This window comes from uncultured Photobacterium sp. (assembly GCF_947502415.1).
GTDB lineage: Bacteria > Pseudomonadota > Gammaproteobacteria > Enterobacterales > Vibrionaceae > Photobacterium.
In genome coordinates, this window is the sequence record NZ_CANMZV010000017.1 from 1 (window position 1) to 16,813 (window position 16,813).

14 protein-coding genes, 1 tRNA gene and 2 riboswitches are annotated in these 16,813 nt (G+C 51.8%); of the genes, 12 read left to right on the top strand and 3 right to left on the bottom strand.

The features are described from left to right. The first annotated feature begins 107 nt into the window (after positions 1 to 107). The 8 genes from Q0852_RS16695 (at position 108) to thiH (ending at position 8,257) form a co-directional block, all read left to right on the top strand. A tRNA-Trp gene (locus Q0852_RS16695) sits at positions 108 to 184 on the top strand. A gap of 171 nt (positions 185 to 355) precedes the next feature. Further along, positions 356 to 419, top strand: a riboswitch (Fluoride riboswitch). A gap of 86 nt (positions 420 to 505) precedes the next feature. Further along, positions 506 to 1,876, top strand: a complete 1,371-nt coding sequence (locus Q0852_RS16700) for a voltage-gated chloride channel family protein (RefSeq protein WP_299019846.1) — start codon at positions 506 to 508, stop codon at positions 1,874 to 1,876. 103 nt (positions 1,877 to 1,979) lie between these two features. Continuing rightward, positions 1,980 to 2,077, top strand: a riboswitch (TPP riboswitch). A 133-nt stretch (positions 2,078 to 2,210) separates the two neighbouring features. After that, on the top strand, positions 2,211 to 4,136 hold the full coding sequence (gene thiC, locus Q0852_RS16705) for a phosphomethylpyrimidine synthase ThiC (RefSeq protein WP_299019848.1): 1,926 nt from the start codon (positions 2,211 to 2,213) through the stop codon (positions 4,134 to 4,136). After that, entirely contained in the window at positions 4,133 to 5,383 is a 1,251-nt protein-coding gene (gene thiE, locus Q0852_RS16710; RefSeq protein ID WP_299019850.1) for a thiamine phosphate synthase, read from the top strand. Before thiC ends, thiE begins: the two co-directional genes overlap by 4 nt. After that, positions 5,373 to 6,134 (top strand): HesA/MoeB/ThiF family protein, encoded by a 762-nt coding sequence (locus Q0852_RS16715; protein WP_299019852.1) that lies wholly within the window; start codon positions 5,373 to 5,375, stop codon positions 6,132 to 6,134. The genes thiE and Q0852_RS16715 overlap by 11 nt, the downstream gene beginning before the upstream one ends. Before the next feature lie 7 nt (positions 6,135 to 6,141). Then, a complete protein-coding gene (gene thiS / locus Q0852_RS16720) occupies positions 6,142 to 6,363 on the top strand; it encodes a sulfur carrier protein ThiS (RefSeq protein ID WP_299019854.1) in 222 nt (73 codons plus the stop codon). Next, on the top strand, positions 6,364 to 7,134 hold the full coding sequence (locus Q0852_RS16725) for a thiazole synthase (protein ID WP_299019856.1): 771 nt from the start codon (positions 6,364 to 6,366) through the stop codon (positions 7,132 to 7,134). It abuts the gene before it with no gap. 10 nt (positions 7,135 to 7,144) lie between these two features. Beyond that, a complete protein-coding gene (thiH, locus tag Q0852_RS16730; RefSeq protein WP_299019858.1) occupies positions 7,145 to 8,257 on the top strand; it encodes a 2-iminoacetate synthase ThiH in 1,113 nt (370 codons plus the stop codon). Positions 8,258 to 8,338: 81 nt separating this feature from the next. Here thiH and Q0852_RS16735 read toward each other — a convergent pair whose 3' ends face one another. Together Q0852_RS16735 and Q0852_RS16740 are read right to left on the bottom strand one after the other, a co-directional pair. Next, entirely contained in the window at positions 8,339 to 10,126 is a 1,788-nt protein-coding gene (locus Q0852_RS16735; RefSeq protein ID WP_299019860.1) for an aminopeptidase P family protein, read from the bottom strand. A 128-nt stretch (positions 10,127 to 10,254) separates the two neighbouring features. Continuing rightward, entirely contained in the window at positions 10,255 to 11,202 is a 948-nt protein-coding gene (locus Q0852_RS16740) for a LysR substrate-binding domain-containing protein (RefSeq protein WP_299019862.1), read from the bottom strand. A 117-nt stretch (positions 11,203 to 11,319) separates the two neighbouring features. On the opposite strand from Q0852_RS16740, the gene Q0852_RS16745 reads away from it, so the two are divergent. After that, positions 11,320 to 12,522, top strand: a complete 1,203-nt coding sequence (locus Q0852_RS16745; protein WP_299019864.1) for a multidrug effflux MFS transporter — start codon at positions 11,320 to 11,322, stop codon at positions 12,520 to 12,522. A 109-nt stretch (positions 12,523 to 12,631) separates the two neighbouring features. Here the strand turns inward: Q0852_RS16745 and Q0852_RS16750 are convergent, their stop codons facing one another. Next, a complete protein-coding gene (locus Q0852_RS16750) occupies positions 12,632 to 13,540 on the bottom strand; it encodes a DMT family transporter (RefSeq protein ID WP_299019866.1) in 909 nt (302 codons plus the stop codon). A 277-nt stretch (positions 13,541 to 13,817) separates the two neighbouring features. On the opposite strand from Q0852_RS16750, the gene rmuC reads away from it, so the two are divergent. The 3 genes from rmuC (at position 13,818) to Q0852_RS16765 (ending at position 16,810) form a co-directional block, all read left to right on the top strand. Continuing rightward, the gene (gene rmuC / locus Q0852_RS16755; protein WP_299019867.1) at positions 13,818 to 15,368 is read left to right on the top strand and encodes a DNA recombination protein RmuC; all 1,551 of its coding nucleotides are present in this window, start codon (positions 13,818 to 13,820) and stop codon (positions 15,366 to 15,368) included. Positions 15,369 to 15,441: 73 nt separating this feature from the next. Continuing rightward, a complete protein-coding gene (ubiE, locus tag Q0852_RS16760; RefSeq protein WP_299019869.1) occupies positions 15,442 to 16,197 on the top strand; it encodes a bifunctional demethylmenaquinone methyltransferase/2-methoxy-6-polyprenyl-1,4-benzoquinol methylase UbiE in 756 nt (251 codons plus the stop codon). A gap of 7 nt (positions 16,198 to 16,204) precedes the next feature. Further along, positions 16,205 to 16,810 (top strand): SCP2 domain-containing protein, encoded by a 606-nt coding sequence (locus Q0852_RS16765; protein WP_299019871.1) that lies wholly within the window; start codon positions 16,205 to 16,207, stop codon positions 16,808 to 16,810. Positions 16,811 to 16,813: the final 3 nt, after the last annotated feature.

Consider the following 16,813-nt stretch of genomic DNA (forward strand, 5'->3'; position numbering starts at 1 on the left):
GTAGTTCAGTTGGTTAGAATACCGGCCTGTCACGCCGGGGGTCGCGGGTTCGAGTCCCGTCCGCTCCGCCACTTATTCAGACAAAGTTAAGTCTTAAAAACAACTACAGGGGTGTAGCTCCAATTGGCAGAGCAGCGGATTCCAAATCCGCGTGTTGGGAGTTCGAATCTCTCCACCCCTGCCACTCTCGAAGCCTCAGCAGTAATGCTGGGGCTTTTTGCATTTGTAGTTTCTGCAATATTGGTTTTTCTGCTCTATATCAAGCAAAGTTCAGTTGATGGTTGAATACCTGAATTTAGGCTTGTTGCTTCCCTTATTTCTCGTTAGCATCCCTTCTTGTTGATGAACTGCCTTGTTCATGACGGGTGATGGAGTTCCACCTTTAACCGCTCTACCGAGATGATGACTCCTGCTGTAGTAGGATAGATCCGTCTATGGTAGGGGCTTAGGTCATTTGTCATAGCATCTATCCTGAAGATAACCTTGATAAAGATAGATAACTGGTATGGCACACCCATTAAGCGCTAACCCCAAAATATTTGTCCAGATCTTAAGATGGACGCTCCTTATTATTCCTGTTGCCGTAATTGTCGGCTCTCTTAACGCCTTTTTCCTGTGGAGCTTAAGCTTTGCCACAGAGACCCGAATTGATAACCCTTGGCTGCTGTATCTGCTACCGTTAGCTGGGATTGTCATTGTTTATTGCTACCGGAATCTGGGTAAAAACTCAGAGGGTGGTAATAATCTGATCATGGATGAAATCCATGAGCCGGGGGCTGGTATCCCAACTCGGATGGGGCCATTGGTGTTGATTACAACGGTTATTACTCACCTGTTTGGCGGCTCAGCTGGTCGCGAAGGAACTGCCGTGCAAATTGGTGGGGCAACAACTCATTGGTTGGCTAGATGCTTCAAGTTAAATGAAGCTGATACCCGTCTGATTTTGATTGCCGGTGTGGCTGCAGGTTTCGGGGCTGTATTTGGTACGCCGCTAACAGGGGCTATTTTTGCCCTCGAAGTGTTGGCTATCGGTCGTCTTCGCTATGATGCAATCATTCCTGCCTTGTTTGCCGCTATTCTTGCTGATGTCGTCTGTAGTGCCTGGGGCGCGCATCATACCCATTACCGAATTGACTTCCTTGAGACCATTACCCTGTTCGAACATGCGGTGAAGGTTGATATCCTGATGGTCGCGAAAATTGTTCTGGCGGCGGTTGCATTCGGCTTGGCTGGTTACCTGTTTGGTGAATTGACCCATGCGTTTAAAGATATCTTCAAGGCTACACTGAAGAACCCTTATCTGATTGTCGTGGTTGGTGGTTTGATTGTGATTGCTGCGGTTCATTTGATTGGTAACCATGACTATATTGGTCTTGGTGTTTATTCAAGCCGTGAAGGTGGTGTCAGCATTCTGAGTGCTTTCCAGGAAGGTGGTGCAGAGTGGTATAGCTGGTTGCTAAAACTACTGCTGACCGCTATTACTTTGGCTGCAGGTTATAAAGGTGGCGAGGTGACACCACTGTTTTTTGTCGGGGCGACATTGGGTAATACCATGGCCTGGATTTTAGGGGCGCCGGTAGATTTATTTGCGGCTTTGGGCTTTTTAGCTGTATTTGCGGCGGCGACCAACACTCCTCTTGCCTGTACTATCATGGGGGTGGAGCTATTTGGCGCGGATCATATGTTGTATTTTGCCATTGCCTGTTATACAGCTTATTACTTTAGTGGCCATACTGGGATCTATTCTTCACAGCGAGTGGCGGTTCCTAAGCTGTTCGACTTAGATGGGGCTCCGGCAATTACCCATAAGCTGGGTGAATTGCGAGAAACTCATTCATCTTTACTGAAAAGCTTAGCGAAGAAATTCATTAAATAACGGTCAGGCCGCACAAATGTGCGGCCTGATTTGTTTTGGTTCAAGTTTAAGAATTTCTGTCATTTACGCTTGCTGGCTACAGGTTGCTTACCTATACTCAGCTCTTAACTTGTCGGAGTGCCATTTGGCTGAGACCGCATTGCGGGATCCGTAGAACCTGATCGGGCTAATACCTGCGAAGGGAACAAGAGATAACTCATCTGTATAGCTGCGCCATAATTGTATAGTGGCCATAGCTGCGGTAACAGACGACGCTGCACACCCTACGTGCACGCCTCTTGTTTATGCACCAATCCGTCAAGCAACTTCCCTTTATAGAAACAAGGAAATTGCTATGTCGAGTCGCAAACAAGCGAGACTGGAAGCTAAACAATTTATCGATTCACTCACAGCCCAACCTTATCCCAACGCTCAAAAAGTGTATGTGGAAGGTAGTCGCCCTGATCTTCGGGTACCGATGCGTGAAATTACGTTATCGGATAGCCTGGTGGGTGGCACAAAATCCCACTCTATCTTTGAGCCGAATGAGCCCGTGCGGGTTTACGATACTTCCGGCTATTACACCGATCCGAATTGTGACATTGATATATACGCTGGCCTGCCATCAATAAGAAAAAGCTGGATTGTTGAGCGCGGAGATACCGAGTTGCTTGATGAGATGAGTTCGACGTTTTCGAAAGCCCGTTTGGCGGATGAGACGTTAGATGAACTTCGTTTTGGCGAGCTGGCTCGGATCCGCAGGGCGAAAGCTGACCGTTGTGTCACCCAGCTTCATTATGCTCGCCAGGGTATCATCACACCTGAGATGGAATTCGTTGCGATCCGTGAGAATATGGGGCGCGCCAAATACCGAGATCAAGTCCTGAACCAACAGCATCCGGGGATGAGTTTTGGTGCTCAATTACTTGAAGATATTACGCCGGAGTTTGTTCGCCAGGAGATAGCCGCTGGCCGGGCAATCCTTCCATCTAACATCAACCACCCTGAATCTGAGCCCATGATCATTGGCCGTAACTTCCTGGTTAAGGTCAATGCCAATATTGGCAATTCTGCCGTTAGCTCGTCTATTGAAGAAGAAGTCGAGAAGCTGGTGTGGTCGACCCGCTGGGGCGGCGATACAGTCATGGATTTGTCGACCGGGCGAAACATTCACGAAATCCGAGAATGGATCATCCGAAATAGTCCGGTTCCGATTGGTACTGTCCCTATGTATCAGGCGTTGGAGCAGGTTAACGGGATCGCAGAGAACCTTAACTGGGATGTTTTCCGCGATACTTTGATCGAACAAGCTGAGCAGGGTGTCGACTATTTTACTATCCATGCCGGTGTGTTGTTGCGTTATATCCCGATGACGGCAAAGAGGGTGACTGGAATTGTCTCGCGCGGTGGATCCATTATGGCCAAGTGGTGTCTGGCCCACCATCAGGAAAGCTTTCTTTATACTCATTTCCGTGAAATCTGCGAAATCTGTGCTCAGTACGATATCGCCCTTTCCTTGGGGGATGGCCTACGGCCGGGGTCGGTTGCTGATGCTAATGATGAAGCTCAATTTTGCGAATTACGAACCTTGGGAGAGCTGACTAAAATTGCTTGGGAATATGATGTTCAGGTCATGATTGAAGGTCCGGGGCATGTGCCGATGCACATGATTAAAGAAAACATGGAAGAGCAGCTCACACACTGTCATGAGGCTCCATTTTATACCCTGGGCCCACTAACGACCGATATAGCGCCGGGTTATGACCATATTACTTCAGGGATTGGGGCTGCCATGATCGGTTGGTATGGCTGCGCTATGCTCTGTTATGTTACACCGAAAGAACACTTGGGTTTGCCTAATAAAGAAGACGTAAAAGTGGGGCTGATCACGTACAAGTTATGTGCCCATGCGGCAGACTTGGCAAAAGGTCATCCAGGTGCGCAAGTTCGTGACAATGCATTATCAAAAGCACGCTTTGAATTTCGCTGGGAAGACCAATTTAATTTAGGTTTAGACCCGGACACGGCTCGAGCCTATCACGATGAAACTCTACCCCAGGAATCCGGCAAAGTGGCTCACTTCTGCTCTATGTGTGGACCAAAGTTCTGTTCGATGAAGATCTCGCAGGAGGTGCGAGATTATGCAAGTAATCTTGAGCAAGATAACGACCTGGCAATCAAGGTGCTGGATGACCCGTTGAAGGGGATGCAGCAGAAAGCCTCTGAATTCCGGGACCGGGGTAGTGAGTTGTACCACCCTACTCAAGAGGATAGTCAATGAGCTCTTTATGTTTGCCCGATAGCCTAACTCCGCTGCTGATGCATGTGGAACCTTTGCTGGCTGCCGCTGATAAGTATCAGTTGGGAGAGCAGGTCAGCGTCGGATGGAGCGATTCGGAAGCGGTCGACATTCAGTTTGAAGAGCGTCAGTTCAGTTTGGCCTTTAATCCGGATGGGGCTGATATTGAAGGATATAAGGTGCTGGATCAGTGGATAGCACCTTATCCGTCGTTAAGTGAAATGCAACAGAAAGTTGCCAGAAACCCATTGTTGATCGTCAGTGGCCTACCGACAGATAGAGGTTGTGTTGATATCTGGCATCACAATGGTGAGGCTCGGGCTGTGTATTGTCATCATGCCGGAGCTAACGAGCCGCAGCGGGCGATGTTATTGGCCGCTCTGGCATTGGATTACCCGCTGGAAGATGCGGTGACCCTGGCTCGCGCTCACGCTCGAGGATACTTGGAAACCCATGTCGATGGTTATGGTGAAATTGGCTGGCCGATGAACCGTGAGTTATTTCCCCGCCCGCTGACCGCGAATCACCCAGAATTAGACGAGCTGGGATGGATTAGTAAAGAGGTGGCTGTAGCGCCGTTTGCCGCAACTGATGTTGCGAAGTTGGCACTGTATCCGGTTGTCGATTCGGCTGTATGGGTTGAACGCCTGCTTGCCTTGGGGGTGATGACAACTCAGCTGCGGATCAAAAATTCTGAAGACCCGACATTGGAAGCGCAGGTCAGGCAGGTGATCGAGGTTGGTAAAGTGCATCAGGCGCAGGTTTATCTTAATGATCACTGGCCGCTGGCTATCCAGCACCACGCCTATGGTGTTCATTTGGGACAGGAAGATTTAGAAACGGCAGATTTGGCTGCCATTCAACGGGCAGGCTTGCGTTTAGGCTTGTCTACTCACGGTTATTACGAGATTTTGCGAGCTGCTGAATTTTCTCCGAGCTACATTGCTTTAGGACATATTTTCCCGACAACGACCAAAGAGATGCCGTCGAAGCCTCAAGGGGTGAATCGCTTGGCACTCTATCAGAAGTTAATTGGGGATGCGTTTCCGACAGTTGCGATTGGCGGTATCGATCTGTCCCGGGCTGAAAAGGTTTGGCGCACCGGTGTCAGTAGTGTTGCGGTGGTAAGGGCTATCACCCAGGCTGAAGATACTCAGGCAGCCGTTGATGCCTTTAACCAGTTGCTTGTTCGCCATGAGCCAGTCAAGGAAAGCTTAGATGCTCAGTGATCAGGACTTTCTACGTTATAACCGCCAGATCATGCTGCCTGAGATAGGGGAGCAGGGGCAGCTGTTGCTGGGGCAGGCTCAGGTATTGCTGGTCGGAGCCGGCGGACTGGGCTCGGCTGCCGCATTGTATCTGGCTGGAGCTGGTGTCGGGCACCTCATCATTGCCGATGATGATGAGGTGGATAGCTCTAACCTCCAGCGACAGGTGATATATCGCGATAGTCACCAGAGTCGGAGTAAGGCTTTGATGGCGGCTGAACAAGTGACAGCACTTAACCCTCATATCCGGGTTCGTTCGGTGCAGGCGCGGCTGGCTGGACAGAGGCTGGCGATGGAAGTGGCGTTGGCTGATGTGGTGCTCGATTGCTCGGATAATCTGGCTACCCGCCATGCTGTTAACCAAGCCTGCTTTATGGCCCAAAAGCCGTTGATTTCAGGAGCTGCCATTCGCTGGCAGGGGCAGCTGATGTCATTTGATTTCCGCCAAGGTAATGGCCCCTGTTACCACTGCCTGTTTCCGTTACAGTCGGATGCCCCGCAGGAGCCGCAAAATTGCAGTAGTGCGGGCATTGCCGGGCCTGTTGTAGGTGTGATGGGAACCATGCAGGCGTTGGAGTGTATCAAGCTGATTACCGGGGCAGGTGCGGTGGCATTTGGTGCGTTGCAGCAATTTGATGGCCTGACGATGGCTTGGCACCGATTTAACCTCGCTCAAGACAAACAGTGCCCGGTATGTAGTACAGGAGAATAGAATTGTTATGACTGCCACGACGACAGTGATTCAGGTGCAGGTGAACGACAAACCTGTCGAGTGCCCGCAAGGACAGAGCCTGATTGCGCTGCTAACTACACTGGACATGCCATTGCAGGCAACGGCGGTTGCCCTGAATGATGATATTGTTGCCCGCAGTGAGTGGGACAGCACCCAGATGAAAACAGGCGATCGAATTGCCATATTTCAAGCTATTGCCGGAGGCTAAATGCTCACTATTGCTGACAAGACTTTTTCATCTCATTTATTTACGGGAACTGGTAAGTATGCCAATAGCCAGGTAATGGCCGAATCGATTATTGCCTCGGGATCAGAGTTAGTCACGATGGCACTCAAGCGTGTCGATATTGAAAATCGAGATGATGACATTTTGGCTCCGTTGTTGAAGGCTGGGATGAATTTACTGCCGAATACCTCTGGGGCAAAAAATGCCAAAGAAGCCGTGTTTGCAGCTAAGCTGGCCCGTGAAGCTTTGGGAACTAATTGGCTGAAGCTGGAAATTCACCCAGATCCTAAGTATCTGATGCCGGACCCGATTGAAACGCTGGCAGCGGCACAAGAACTGGTACGTGAAGGGTTTATTGTTTTGCCTTATTGTCATGCCGATCCGGTACTGTGTAAGCGGTTGGAAGAGGTCGGTTGTGCTGCGGTGATGCCGTTGGGATCACCAATAGGTTCGAACAAGGGGCTGGCTTCCCGTGATTTCCTGGAAATTATTATTGATCAGGCGCGGGTGCCTGTAATTGTTGATGCCGGGATTGGTGCGCCGTCTCATGCCGCAGAGGCGATGGAAATGGGGGCGGATGCGGTACTGGTTAATACTGCGATTGCGGCTGCTGCCGATCCTGTCGCAATGGGGCGGGCATTTAAACTGGCGGTGGAAAGCGGACTGATGGCGTATGAAGCTGGCCTTGCCGGGACGGTAAATCATGCGATTGCTTCAAGTCCGCTGACGGCGTTTTTGGAGCAAACCGCATGAAGGGGCGCGCATGAGTTATGTTGATGTCTGGAAACAGCTTGACTGGGATGATATCCGGCTGTCTATCTACAGCAAAACTGCTGCTGATGTCGAGCGGGCATTGCGCAAGCCCAAGCGGGATCTGGAAGATTTTAAGGCGCTGATTTCTCCGGCTGCTGAATCTTATCTTGAGCAAATGGCCCAACAGTCAGCGGCTCTGACGCGTCGCCGTTTCGGTCATACGATTTCTTTTTATGTGCCGCTGTATTTGTCGAACCTGTGTGCCAATGCTTGTACTTATTGCGGTTTTTCAATGGAGAACCGGATCAAGCGCCGGACACTGGTTGTGCCGGAGATTGAACGTGAGTGCCAGGCTATCAAGGCGATGAATTTTGACAGCGTACTCCTGGTAACAGGCGAGCATGAGCGCAAGGTGGGAATGGATTATTTCCGTCAGGCTCTTCCTGCGGTCAAGGCGCAATTCAGCTACCTGGCGATGGAAGTCCAGCCCCTGGACCAGCATGAGTACACTGAGCTGAAAACCCTTGGGCTGGATGCCGTCATGGTGTATCAGGAGACCTACAGTGCTCCTACTTATGCAGAGCATCATTTGCGCGGCAATAAGATGGATTTCGAATACCGGCTGGAGACGCCGGATCGCCTGGCAAGAGCGGGGATCGACAAAATAGGCATTGGTGCCCTGATTGGCTTGGAAGAGTGGCGGACCGACTGTTTTTTTGTCGCCAGCCATCTGGATTACCTGGAGCGAACCTATTGGCAGACGCGTTACTCCATTTCGTTTCCGCGCCTGCGTCCTTGTGAAGGCGGACTACAACCTAAGTCGGTGATGACTGACCGTCAGCTGGTTCAGCTGATTTGTGCCTACCGTTTGCTGAATCCGGAAGTGGAGCTTTCCTTGTCGACTCGTGAATCGCCGCCGTTTCGGGATAATGTCCTGCCGCTGGGGATCACCAGTATGTCGGCGGGATCTAAAACCCAGCCCGGCGGTTACGCCGATAATGAACCCGAGCTGGAGCAGTTCTCGATTAGTGATGACCGTTCGGTGGCAGAGGTCGCTCAAGTTGTGAAGCAGCATGGGTTTGAGGTGGTGTGGAAAGACTGGCATCACGCCTATTCAGGCTAGAACTGTTGTTATTTGGTTCTAAAAAACGCCCGCATTGGTGAATGCGGGCGTTTTGCTTTTAGCTTGAAAGCGGTGATGAACTTAGCGGGTAAGCGGTGCGGTTGCCTGTTGTAGCCATGTCAGATCATCGCCTTCCAGTGATGGCCTGATAACATCGAATACGGTCTGGTGGTAGTTGTTCAGCCACGCCAGTTCGGTATCGGTCATCAGTGACAGGTCGACCAGACGGCGATCAATCGGAGCTCGTGTCAGTGATTCGAAGCCCAGTACGGTCATATCGCCTTGTGTTTCAATTTCTACCACTAACTCCAGGTTTTCAATACGGATACCAAAGGCATCGGCACGGTAGTAACCCGGTTCGTTAGAAAGCACCATGCCTGGTTGCAGGGCTGTCGGGTTGTAAACCTTGGAAATACGCTGCGGGCCTTCGTGGACACTCAGGAAGTGGCCGACACCGTGGCCGGTACCGTGGTCGAAGTCAAAGCCGTGCGCCCACAGGTGCTGGCGTGCCAGAGCATCAAGCTGTGAGCCGTTGGTGCCTTTTGCGAAGCGGGCTGAAGCAAGTGCAATATGGCCTTTCAGTACCAGAGTGAAGGTTTTCTTCACGTCGTCACCCGGCTGGCCAATGGCGATAGTACGGGTGATATCGGTGGTTCCGTCTGGGTACTGGCCGCCTGAATCTACAAGGTAAACATTATCCATTTCCAGTACGCTTGGCTCTGGTTGGTTCAGGTGGTTGTAGTGGCACATAGCCGCATTGCCGCCAGCGGCAGAAATGGTATCGAAGCTGACATCTGTGCAGCTTGGGTCTAGGCTGCGGATTTGCCATAGCTTGTCGGAGAGAGTGCCTTCATCCAACAGGTTACCGGCTGCAACTTGGCTATCTACCCATGCCAGGAATTTGCTGATCGCGACGCCGTCGCGGATGTGACTGGCTTTCATGCCGGCGATTTCAGTCGGGTTTTTCGCCGCTTTTGGTAACAGGCAAGGATCGGCTGCAGCGATCAGGCGAGCACCTGCAACGCTTAGTACCTGGCTGGCCCAGGCATTGCTGGTCGCCGGATCAATCAATACATCTTTTCCGCCAAGGGCTTGAAGGCCGGCTTCAAGTGCTTCTGGCTGGTGGATGCGAACGCCTTCACCGACATGAGCGGCGAATTCAGCAGGCAGACGAGCCGGGTCAATATAGAAGTCGACACTCTCGTCGGCGTGGATGATGGCTGTCGACAGCAGTACAGGCAGGCAAGGGATGTCGCTACCGCGGATATTGAGAAGCCAGGCAATGCTGTCGATTTGAGTCAACAGGGCAGCTTCCGCTTTTTGTTTTGTCAGAACGGCTGCGATTTCATGACGCTTGTCGGTGCTGCTCTTGCCGACAAAATCCAGGCTCATCAGTTTGGCGTTGGATAAGGTGGCTGCCGGGCGGTCGTGCCACAGGGTATCGATCGGGTTGGCAGTGATGCAGACCAGGGCCAGGCTATCGGCTAGTGTCTCGGTCATCTGGTCCAGCCAGGCACCGCTGTGAAGGCGTGGGTCGACGGCAACACGGCTGCCAGTTGCAAGATTTTCTTGTGCCCACTGCATCGGTGGTTCATCGATCAGGTGGCGGTATTCGAACACATCGCCCGGTACTTGCTTGCGAACCTGGACAACATAGCGGCCATCAACGAATACTGCGGCCTTGTCGCGGGTGATCACTGCCATACCTGCCGAGCCCGTGAAACCAGTGGCCCACTGAAGGCGTTCGTTGTGAGCTGGGATGTATTCGCCTAGGTATTCATCTTCATGAGGAATGAGCAGCGCATCGAGCTGGCTGTCAGCCAACCATTGGCGGATCTGCTCAACTCGTTGTGAGATAACAGCTTGCATGGTTTTTTCCTTTAAGTAAGTCACCGTCCTTGCTGACGGAAGAAGAAAAGAGCGGCCTCGAAAAGGTCCGATAATGCTGCAAGGCCGTTCGATGCAGTTACGTTAACGCGTTTGTTGTCGAGCTGCAATTAAGTGTCAGACAAATCACGACATCTTGTGATGATTAGCTCTTTCAACCAGCTATGCCCCGGGTCTTTTTCTTGATGTTTATGCCAAAACAGGGTGTAGGCCATAGCAGGAAGTTCTGATGGCAGAGGCACAACCACCAAGTCGAGCTGGGCTGCGATGTGCTTGGCAAAGTGGCTTGGTGCGGTAAAGATCAAATCGGTATGAGTGCATAGGCTGGCGGCACTGTTGAAATCCGGGACATAGATCGCAATGTCGCGCTGCAACCCCTGATCGGCGAGTTTGTAGTCGAGCAGCCAGCGATCGCTGCCATCGCATCGCACCTGAATGTGCCGCTGTTTCAGGTACGTTTCCTGATCCCAGCTTTGGTTCAGGATAGGGTGGCCTTTACGGACAATACAGCGCTGGGTATCCCGATAGAGCTCCTGCCAGATAATGTCCTTGGGCGGCATCAGGGTTAGCATCGCATCGCGCGGGTTGAGATCTTTGCCGGTGATACCAAAGTCGATTTCACCCCGCTGCAGGCGCTCGAAGGTATTGCTTTCCCAAGCTTGGGTATCAAAGGTGATGTTTGGGCCTTTGCTGAATATTTCGCCAAGGAACTGGGGCAGCAACAGAGGGTAGGCACTTTCGACCAGGGCCATTCGGAAATGACGCTCACTGGTGGCGGGAATGAACTCCGAAGGTGCTGTCATCTGCTCAACTTCCCGTAGCAGATGCTCAAGCGCTGGTTGCAGGGCTTGGGCGCGCGGAGTCGGTATCAGGCCATGAGCCGAGCGGGTAAACAGCGGATCGTCGAACTGCTCTCTGAGTCGCATCAGGCTCTTACTGACCGCCGATTGGCTGAGGTTCAGTCGCTTGGCTGCATGGGTGACATTGCATTCTTCCAGTAAGACATGGAGGAAAACCAGCAGGTTGAGATCGAGACGGGTTAGTTTTTCGAAAGACACTGCAAACACCTCAATGTGAGTGATATTCCTTATGGGAAATTCTGATTTGAATATAAACCATTTCTGTTCATATCACTAAAGGCTTAGACTGCCGCCATCAAAAGAAAGGAAAGTTACATGAAGCCTGAAACCTCACAAGCAGGAACAAGATTGGTTGCCTTGATGGTACTCCTTGTTCTCTTTAGCCCGCTGGCTATTGATATTTATTTGCCGGCACTGCCGGCGATGGCGGAAACCTATGCGGTCGATAATGCCCGAGTTCAGGATACTGTTACCTGGTTTATGTTTAGTCTCGGCCTTGGCCAGTTGCTGGCCGGCCCTTTGGCTGACCGTTTGGGGCGTCGCCCGATCGCCCTTGGCGGGGTGATGATTTATGGCCTGAGCGGAGCAATGGCCTACTGGGCTAAGACCTTGGATCTGTTGTTGGTGGCGCGCCTTCTTCAGGGATTTGGGGCCTGTGCGACATCGGTGGCGGCTTTTGCGGCGGTGCGTGATAGTTTTGGTCCGGAACGCAGTAGCCGGATGATCAGTTACCTGAACGGCGCTATTTGCTTTATTCCTGCGCTGGCACCGCTGGTGGGCTCCTGGCTGACCCATGAGTTCGGCTGGCGCTCTAACTTCAGTTTTATGACGGGTTTTGCGTTGGTAGCCGGTGTGATGCTGACCGTGTTCTTTAAGGAAACCCGTCCGGCGAATACCAAAACCGACGGCGCACTGATCAGTGTTGACCGTTACCTGTCGGTGCTGCGCGAGCCTGTGTTTCTGTTCCACGCGACCCTGTGCATGTTATCGATGGCCGTAATTCTGGCATATGTGACCTCGGCTCCGGTTTGGCTGATGGTGGAGATGGATCAGAGCATGGCGCAGTTTACAGTATGGTTTGGCGTTAACGCGGCACTCAATATCTTTGGTTGTATGGTTGCGCCGAAATATATGGATCGCTTTGGTACCCGCAACACTCTGAATCTGGGTTTATTGATTCTTGTTGGCTCGGGTGCTGTCATGCTGGTGCTGAGTGATATCCGCGAAGCCTGGGCGTTTATGGTGCCTATATTTATGGCTTCGGTTGGTTTTTCTTTTGTGCTTGGCTCTGCAGCTGGTAAGGCATTGGCTCCATTTGGTGACCGTGCCGGTACAGCCGCCGCGTTGTTGGGCTTGTTCCAGATGAGTGGCGCCGGGGTGATGGTTAGTATCACTCAGCGTCTGGATCTGACACCACCGATGTTGCTGACATTACAGATGTGGCTGTTGATCCCTGGTTTGTTTATTTTGTGGTCGAAGCTGGGACATCGCTGGCACGCGGCGATAGCCAGCAGTTAATGAATCTGAATTGATAATTAGACGCCTCCCCTTTAGGGCGCCGGGTCTCGACAACCCTTATTTTATTTGCCTGCCACTCATGTGGCAGGCTTTTTTCTTTTTGTGGCGGTTATTCTGCACATGAAGAGTTGGCTGTGCCGGTTTTCTTTCTTTTCCATTGCTGGACCAGCAGGCCACAGACAATCAGAACTAATCCGGCGAGTGTCGAGGAATGGATTTCTTCGCCGATAATGGTGGCGAGCAACATCAGTGAGATAAACGGTGAGATGAAAATCAGGTTACTGATCCGAGCGGTGTTGCGGGTCAGCCTCAGGGCATTGAGCCAGAGGACGAAGGTTACACCCATCTCAAACAGCCCGACATAGCTGACGGCTGCCCATCCTTGCCACGGTACTGTCTGCCAGGTGTCGCTATAGAGGCTGAGGCCGAATGAAAACGGCAGCGAGAGCAAAAAACCGAGCAGGACACCGAGAACCGGATCAGCCTGGTTTTTGGTATTGAGGATCCAGTACATCGCCCAGAGCAGGGTTGAAAGCAGGGCCAGTGCTACACCGGCCGGGTTATCGAATTGCAATGCCATGATGTCGCCTTTGGTTGCAATAACGATGACGCCAAGGTAGCCAAGAATACAGGCAGCCCAATCCTGTTTGCGGATTTTCTGGCCCAGGAATATGGCCGCCATCAGAGTCAGAGTAATGGCCCAACTGTAGTTCAGGGGCTGAGCTTGTGAAGCCGGTAGCAGGTCGTAAGCTTTGAACAGGACCAGGTAGTAAGCAAAGGGGTTGATTAGTCCAAGCAGCAGGTAATAGAGCGGGCGGGCCATAAAAGTACGGCCGAGCAGATGCAACTTGCCCTGATAAAATGCGATCGCTGATAGAGCTAGGGCTGAAACGAGGCTGGCGGTGACCATCATCTGGAGAGGGGTGAAATACTCGAGGGTGATTTTGAAAGCTGTGGCGACGGTTGACCACAGCAGCACTGCGGCTAATCCATATCCGAGCGCATAACGTTCGTTCATCTTCTTTCCATTCTCAAGTGGCTGTCCTGGAGGAGGGAGCAGCACGGGTTATTCGTCATACTAACGTCGGTCAGTCTATTCGATTGCCGGATCCCCGACCAGAACCTGCTTATCCAAGCTGTGACCGCCAGCCCAATCCGGTGCGAATTTCTTCTGCTGATAGTTCGGCGGATAACGCTTTCATGGCTGGACATTTATCCAGTATCCACTTAGCCTGTAGCCAATACCGAACCGAGAATGATCCCGCAAGAATGCGTTTAATTTGGGGTGATAGATCATGATAACCGAATGGCTTACCGGGCCTGGGCTTGCCGTCGTTGCGGCGTTGTCTGGCGCAACCATTGCCAGTGTGATCACGGCGCAATGGATGAAAGGCCGTTGGCAGCAGCAAGAACAACTACTTACCCAGCAGGCAGATGCGGAAAACCGACTGGCCCAGAGTAGAGAAGAGCAGTACCTGGCGCAGCTGGCTGAGCGTAACCAGGAGATCGACGAGTTGGATGTCGAGCGGGATCGCCTGTCTATGGAGCTGCGGCAGATGCATGCCCGGTTGGCGGCGGCTCTGGAGAAAATGCGCCATTTTGAAGCGTTGAAAAACGAGAAGCAGTATTTGTCTGAGCAGCTGGAGAATGCCCGTTCAGCCAATGCTGGGCTGGAAGCGGATCTGCGTGAGCAGGAAGCCCGTCATTTTGAAGAGCAGAAGGCGGCAGATGAGAAAATCACCCTATTGGAAACTGCCGAAGAAAGGCTGCGGGTTCAGTTTGAGAGTCTGGCTAATCGCTTGTTTGAGCAGAAGACCCGTACTGTTGATGAGCAAAATAAGCTGAGCCTAGAAAGTTTACTTAGTCCGCTCAAGGAGCAGCTGGAAGGCTTTAAGAAGCAGGTAACGGATAACTTCAGTCAGGAAGCCCGTGAGCGCCACACGCTGGTGCATGAAATCAACAACCTCAAGCAACTCAATGAGCAGATGGCCCAAGAGGCGGTCAACCTGACTCAGGCCCTAAAGGGTGATAACAAGGCTCAGGGTAATTGGGGGGAGGTGGTATTGGCGCGGGTGTTGAGCGAGTCCGGCTTGCGTGAAGGGCATGAGTACCAGACTCAGATCAGCCTGGAAAATGAGGATGGCAAGCGCTACCAGCCTGATGTGGTGGTTCACCTGCCACGGGATAAGGATGTGGTGATCGATGCCAAGATGTCCCTGATCGCCTACGAGCGTTTTTTCAATGGTGACACTATCGCCGAGCAGGAGCTGGCTCTGAGTGAGCATGTTGCTTCAGTACGTAGTCATATCCGCGGCTTGAGCCGTAAGGATTATCATCAGCTGCATGGGATCCAAAGCCTGGATTATGTTCTGATGTTTATTCCGGTGGAACCGGCCTTCCAGGCTGCCGTTGAAGCTGACCCGAGCCTGATCCGCGATGCGATGGATCAGAATATCATGTTGGTGAGCCCGACAACTTTGCTGGTGGCGCTGCGTACGATTAACAATCTATGGCGCAATGAGCGGCAGAATCAGAATGCCAAGCAGATTGCCGAACGGGCGAGCAAGCTTTATGACAAGCTCCGTCTGTTTGTTGCTGATATGGAAGCGGTGGGCGCTTCGCTCGATAAGGCAAACCAGAGCTATCAGGGTGCGATGAACAAGCTGGTGACCGGGCGCGGCAATGTGCTTCGTCAGGCTGAGAGTTTCAAGCTGCTCGGGGTTGAGGTTAAGCGGGATATTAGCCCGGTTTTGGCCGAGCGGGCTCAGGCCAGCCTGGAGGCACCTGCAGAAAATGTACAGCCGTCATCAGCGCCGGCTATTTCTGCTGTAAATGATTTACCGTAGTGCTTTGAGCAAACCGCGACCATCAAGTACACTAAGCCGGTAATTTATAGAGATATAGGATGATGGATATAGCATGACGGACACCACACAAGACACGACCCATTTTGGCTACCGTACCGTAGCTAAAGACGATAAGGCGGATTTGGTCGCGGAGGTTTTTCACTCCGTAGCAGCGAAGTACGACATCATGAATGATTTGATGTCGATGGGCATCCATCGGGTATGGAAACGCTTTACCATTGATTGCAGTGGTGTACGCCGAGGTCATCGTGTGTTGGACCTAGGTGGTGGTACTGGTGATCTGACAGCCAAGTTCTCGCGCATTGTGGGTGAAGATGGCCAGGTTGTCCTGGCGGATATCAATAACTCAATGCTTAAAGTTGGCCGTAGCAAGTTGCGTGACAACGGTATTGTTGGCAACGTGGCCTACGTTCAGGCCAATGCTGAGGAGCTGCCATTCCCGGATGATTACTTTGATTGTATTACCATCAGTTTCTGTCTGCGCAATGTGACTGACAAGGATAAGGCGCTGCGTTCGATGTTTCGGGTGCTGAAGCCGGGCGGTCGTCTGCTGGTATTGGAATTCTCCAAGCCGGTGCTGGAGCCGCTGTCGAAAATTTATGACGCCTATTCGTTCCACCTGCTGCCGAAGATGGGTGAGCTGATCGCCAATGATTCCGAAAGTTATCGTTATCTGGCTGAATCAATCCGCATGCACCCGGATCAAGACACCCTTGAGGGGATGATGAAGGACGCCGGCTTCGAGCAGACTCAATACTACAATATGACTGGTGGCATCGTTGCTTTGCACCGAGGCTACAAGTTCTGAGGACATTATGCCATTCGATGCTTTTGTGACCGGCGCGGTAGAAACCTCGCTTAATACGTTATTGAAAGACGACGCTGAAAGTCAGCGTCGGCTGGGACGTTTGCGCGGTAAGGTGATCAGCGTCACCATCAATGAGTTCGGCAAGACGCTCATTTTCGTTTTCAGTCAGCAGATTGATGTGCTGGCCGCCTATGAAGGTGATGTGGATTGTGAGTTAGCCTTGAACCTGACCGTGTTGCCGGAGCTACGCCAGCAAGCGAATCTGACTAAGCTGATTAAAGCTGACAAGCTGGCCATGGAAGGGGATATCCAGCTGGCGCAGCAATTTTCAGCACTACTGAGTGAGCTAAAGCCGGATGTCGAAGAGAAGCTGTCACAATATACCGGTGATATCGTTGCCCATACTTTAGTGGGTGGCCTGAAAAATGGCACGCAGTTGATTCGCAATGGTGTTGAACGCCGCCAACGCGATCTTGCTGAAGTGATCACTGAAGAGTGGAAACTGGCTCCGCAAGCACTGGAAATTGCCTACTTTGCTGATCAGGTTGATGATCTGAAATCCGATGTTGCTCGTTTTGAAGCTCGCCTTAACACTCTGCTAGGGCAATGCTAATCC